This window comes from Actinomadura montaniterrae, assembly GCF_008923365.1.
In the GTDB taxonomy this organism is placed as follows: domain Bacteria; phylum Actinomycetota; class Actinomycetes; order Streptosporangiales; family Streptosporangiaceae; genus Spirillospora; species Spirillospora montaniterrae.
Map to the genome: position 1 here is coordinate 1 of NZ_WBMR01000394.1, position 4,862 is coordinate 4,862.

General features: G+C 77.6%; 5 protein-coding genes. 1 reads left to right on the top strand and 4 read right to left on the bottom strand.

Going from position 1 to position 4,862, the window contains the following annotated elements; genetic code table 11:
• Window positions 1-91: 91 nt before the first annotated feature.
• Window positions 92-856, bottom strand: coding sequence for an NAD(P)H-dependent oxidoreductase (locus F9B16_RS49220; RefSeq protein WP_151547151.1), 765 nt, complete (start codon window positions 854-856; stop codon window positions 92-94).
• A 177-nt stretch (window positions 857-1,033) separates the two neighbouring features.
• Here F9B16_RS49220 and F9B16_RS49225 point away from each other — a divergent pair, with 177 nt between their 5' ends.
• Window positions 1,034-1,996, top strand: coding sequence for a GlxA family transcriptional regulator (locus F9B16_RS49225; RefSeq protein WP_225992660.1), 963 nt, complete (start codon window positions 1,034-1,036; stop codon window positions 1,994-1,996).
• 44 nt (window positions 1,997-2,040) lie between these two features.
• On the opposite strand, the gene F9B16_RS49230 is transcribed toward F9B16_RS49225, so the two are convergent.
• The 3 genes from F9B16_RS49230 to F9B16_RS49245 form a co-directional block, all read right to left on the bottom strand.
• Window positions 2,041-3,069, bottom strand: coding sequence for a S1C family serine protease (locus tag F9B16_RS49230; RefSeq protein WP_151547153.1), 1,029 nt, complete (start codon window positions 3,067-3,069; stop codon window positions 2,041-2,043).
• A gap of 86 nt (window positions 3,070-3,155) precedes the next feature.
• Window positions 3,156-3,686: a GNAT family N-acetyltransferase gene (locus F9B16_RS49235; RefSeq protein WP_151547154.1), complete on the bottom strand. Its 531-nt coding sequence runs from the start codon at window positions 3,684-3,686 to the stop codon at window positions 3,156-3,158.
• Window positions 3,687-4,086: 400 nt separating this feature from the next.
• Window positions 4,087-4,862, bottom strand: a 776-nt coding sequence (locus tag F9B16_RS49245; RefSeq protein WP_318839305.1) for an SDR family NAD(P)-dependent oxidoreductase, incomplete at its 5' end; no start/stop codon positions are given.

A 4,862-nucleotide genomic window follows, 5' to 3' on the forward strand; every position in this document is an offset into this window, starting at 1 on the left:
CGTTCCGCCGGGGGCGCGGGCGGGTGAGGGCCGGACGCGGCAAGCGCCGCGCGGCCGCGCGGGTGCGCGGGTGTGCGCAGTGCCCGGGGTGTCAGGTGCGGTGGACGGCGAGGTCGGTGCGTCCGGGGGCCAGGTCGGGGCGCAGGACGAGGTCGTCGTCGTAGCCGCCGCCGCGTTCGGGCCGGTAGGGGATGGGGGCGGCGGTGGGCAGGGCGGTGAGGCGGTCGTCGAGGCGGGCGGCGGCGCGGGCGTGCTCGGCGGGTCCGGCGCGGTCGGCGCCGGTGATGACCAGGGGCGGCAGGACGTCCATGCCGCTGTAGAACAGGGTGCCGTGCAGGAGGGGGAACAGGACGTCCTCGGCGTCGCCGTGGACGCCGCGGGGGCCGAGGCCGGTGGCGCGGGCGCCGGCGGTGGTGACGACGAGGGCGCGGTGGCCGGTGAGGCCCCCGTCGCCGTAGCGGCGGGCGCGGCCTTCGGCGTCGTGGACGCCGAAGGCGTAGCCCTGGACGAACACGCGGTCGAACCAGCCTTTCAGGATGGCGGGCATCCCGTGCCACCACAGCGGGAACTGCAGGATCAGCGTGTCGGCCCAGTCGAGCTTGGCGTGCTCGGCGCGGATGTCGGGGGCGAGCGCGCCGGTGGCGCGGGCGTGCTCGGTGGCGGGTCCGAGGCGCAGCGGTTCGCGGGGGTCGTGGGCGACGTCGGCGGGTCCGGCGACGGGGTTCCAGCGCATCGCGTACAGGTCGGAGTGGCGGACGCGGTGGCCGTGGCGGCGCAGGGTGGCGGTGCCGTGGTCGCGCAGGGCGCCGTTGAGGGACCGGGGTTCGGGGTGGGCGAACACCCACAGCACGTTCATCGTGGAGGCTCCTTCCTGCCTGGGTGCGGTTGCGGGGCCGGGTTCGATGCTGCCCGGGGCGGGTGGGCCGTCACGAGTGGCCGGTGGGCCATCCTGTGCAAGGATCAGGCCATGAGCGGGGACGCGGCCGGGAGTGCGGCCGGAAGCGCGGGCGAGGGTGCGGGCGGGCGGCATCGGGTGGCGGTGGTGGTGCGCGACGGTGTGCTGCCGATGGAGCTGGGGATCGTGCATCAGCTGTTCGGGCGGGCCCGGTCGGCGGCCGGGGAGCCGCTGTACGAGGTGGTGTCGTGCGGGGTGGCGGCGGGGCCGGTGCGGACCGACGCCGATTTCCGGGTGGACGTGCCGTTCGGGCTGGAGGCGCTGGAGGGCGCGGGGACGGTGGTGGTGCCGGCGTCGCACGAGCTGGACGAGCGGTGCCCGGGCGCGGGGCCGGTGCCGGCGGCGCTGGTGGCGGCGCACCGGCGCGGCGCGCGGGTCGCCTCGATCTGCACGGGCGCGTTCGTGCTGGCGGCGGCGGGCCTGCTGGAGGGGCGGCGGGCGGCGACGCACTGGCTGTCGGCGGACCGGTTCACCGCGATGTTCCCGCGGGTGGAGCTGGATCCGGCGGTGCTGTACGCCGACGAGGGGGACGTGCTGACCTCGGCGGGCGAGGCGGCGGGGATCGATCTGTGCCTGCACGTGATCCGCCGGGACCACGGCGCGGCGGTCGCGGGGGACGTGGCGCGCCGGACGGTGGTGCCGCCGCACCGGGAGGGCGGGCAGGCGCAGTTCATCGCGCGTCCGGTGGCGGCGCCGCGGGAGGCCTCGACGGGTCCGGCGCGGGCGTGGGCGCTGGAGCGGCTGGCCGAGCCGCTGACGCTGGCGGAGCTGGCGGCGCGGGCGTCGATGAGCGTGCGGACGTTCACGCGGCGGTTCCGGCAGGAGGCGGGGGTGTCGCCGGCGGTGTGGCTGGCGCGGCAGCGGGTGGAGCGGGCGCGGCAGCTGCTGGAGGAGACCGATCTGCCGGTGGAGCGGGTGGCGGAGCGGTCGGGGTTCGGGACGGCGGCGTCGCTGCGGGCGCATCTGCAGGCGGCGGTGGGGGTGTCGCCGTCGGCGTACCGGGCGACGTTCCGCGGCCCCGGATCCGGCCCGGTGGCCTGACCCCCGGCGCACCCGCGCCGGGCCGGTCGGGGGCGGAGTGGGGGTCAGGCGGGTTCGGTGTCGGTGAGCTCGGTGGGTTCGGCGATGACGTCGACCATGGCGCCGTTGCGGACGACGGTGATGGGCAGGGGCCGGCCGATGGCGCCTTCGAACATCAGCCGCTGCAGGGACTGGGCGTGCGACACCGGCTGCCCGCCGGCGGTGAGGACCAGGTCGCCGCGGCGCAGCCCGGCGCGGTCGGCGGGGCTGGCGGGGACGACCTCGGCGACGCGCAGCGCCTCGTCCTGCCCGGTGCGGGCGCGCAGCGCGGCGGGGACGGGGACGGGCGCGGCGACCAGGCCGAGGTAGGCGCGGCGGACGCGGCCGTCGCGCATCAGCGCGGCGATGATGCGGCGGGTGGTGGCGTTGATCGGGACGGCGAGGCCGAGGCCGGCGCCGGCGACGGCGGTGTTGATCCCGACGACGCGGCCGCGGGAGTCGGCGAGGGCGCCGCCGGAGTTGCCGGGGTTGAGGGCGGCGTCGGTCTGGATGACGTCCTCGATGACGCGGGCGGCGGCGCCGCTGCGGGCGGGCAGGGACCGGCCGAGCGCCGACACCACCCCGGCGGTGACCGACCCGGCGAGGCCGAGGGGGTTGCCGACGGCGACGACGAGCTGCCCGACGACGAGGCGGTCGCTGTCGCCGAGGGTGGCGGGGCCGGGGACGGCGCCGTCGGCGCGGACGACGGCGAGGTCGGACAGGGGGTCGGTGCCGACGACGGTGAAGTCGGCGGCCGATCCGTCGGCGAACGCGGCCTGGCCGCCGGCGGCGGCGCCGACGACGTGGGCGTTGGTGAGCAGGAACCCGTCGCCGGTGAACGCCACGGCGGATCCGGCTCCCTCGCCGCGGCGGTGGCGGACGCGCAGCGCGGCGACGCGGGGGGTGAGTTCGCGGGCGACGGCCGACACGGTGGCGGAGTAGGCGTCCAGGGCCTCGGCGCCGGGGTCGCGGGTGCCGTGCTCGGTGCCGTGCTCGTCGGTGGCGGGGTCGTCGTCGCGGGGCGGGCGGGCGCTTTCACGAGGTTCGGGGGACATCGAGCCACCTCCAGATGATTACAACATTACCGCGCAACATCCGAAGGCGGCCCGGTGTTCCCCGGGGCGGAACCGAGCCGGGGCGGTCAGGGGGTGCCGGGGCCGCGGACCTCGGGCCGCAGCACGCTGTAGAGCACCTCGTCGCGGTACCGGCCGTCCCGGAAGCCGTAACCGCGCATCACGCCTTCGCGGGTGAAGCCGGCCTTCTCCAGGGCGCGCTGCTCGGCGATGTTGTCGACCTCGGTCTCGGCCTGGACCCGGTGCGCGGTGGTGTGCGCGAACAGGTACGACACCAGCAGCCGCTGCGCGCGGGACCCGGCGCCCCGCCCCCGCGCCGCGGGCAGCAGCGAGATCCCGATGCTCCAGCACCACAGCGACCCGGCGGTGGGGACGCGGCGGTAGGACACGATCCCGAGGGCCTCCTCGGCGCGGGCGACGGCGAAGGTGCCGGTCTCCTCCCCCAGCATCCCGTCCTGCTCGTACCGGCGCCGGAACCGGTGCGGGTCGCTCCATCCCGCCCACAGGAACGGCCCGGCGAGCTCGGGGTCGGTGCGCAGCCGCTCGATCACCGGCAGGTCCGCCTCGGCGACCGGCCGCAACTCCACATGATCGTTCATGGCCGTCACCGTAGGCCGGGCCGCTCCCGCCGCGCGACCCGCCCGCCGCCCGCCCGCGGCCCGGGGTGGAGCCCGCTGTACGGGCGTTGATGGTCAGTGCGGCACGACGGGGCGCCCTCGTCAGGGTGCCGTCGGGCGCGGGTCGCCGGCCGGTCCACCGCGGGCCGGTTCGCTGCGGGCGGGTCCGTGGTGGGCGGGTCCGTGGTGGGTCGTGCCGGTGGGCTCGGTGCAGGAGAGCGCGGCGAGCACGCGGCGGCACCTACGGCGAGCTCGTCGCGCAGCGCTCCCAGGCCCTGAGCATGCTCCCCGGCCGCCAAGGCTGACACGCCCCGCCCGGGCGCCGCCTTCAGGAACGGGGATGCCGGGGCGGGAATGCCGGGCCGGGGGTCAGCGGAGGGGGTCAGCGGAGGGTGGACAGGCCGCCGTCGACGTGCACGACCTGCCCGGTGACGTAGGCGGCGCGGTGCGACAGCAGGAACACCACCACGTCGGCGACCTCCCACGCGGTGCCCTGGCGGTGCATCGGGATCAGCGCGGCGACGCGGTCGCGGGCGGCGTTGCCGCCGGAGGCGTCGCGTCCCATGACGGTGTCGATGAGGCCCGGCGCGACCACGTTGGCGCGCACGCCGCGCCCGGCGCCCTCGGCGGCGATGTGGCGGACCAGCCCGGTCAGCCCCGCCTTGGACGCGTCGTAGGACGGTGACCGCGACCCCGGCTTGGTCCCGGCCAGCGACCCGATGAACACCATCGCGGCGCCGGCGTCCAGCGCGGGCAGCGCCGCCTTGCCGACCAGGAACGGGGCGCGCAGGTTCACCTGCATGACGCGGTCCCAGTCGGCCAGGCCGGTGCCGGCCAGCCCGTAGCCGATGCCGATCCCGGGGTTGAACACCACCCCGTCCAGGCCGCCGAGCTTCTCCGCCGCCCGCGTGACGACGCGGTCGCAGGATCCGGGGTCGGTGACGTCGGCGATCACGACGTGCGCGTCGCCGCCCTCGGCGGCGATCATGCCGGCGGTCGCGCCGGCGGCGTGCTCGTCGACGTCGGCGCAGGCGACCCGCGCGCCCTCGCGGGCGGCGGTGACGGCGATGGCGCGGCCGTTGCCGACGGGCGCGGCGGGGTCGTCGCTGGGGCGGGTCCCGGCGCCGACGACCAGGATGCGGCGGCCGGGCAGCAGCG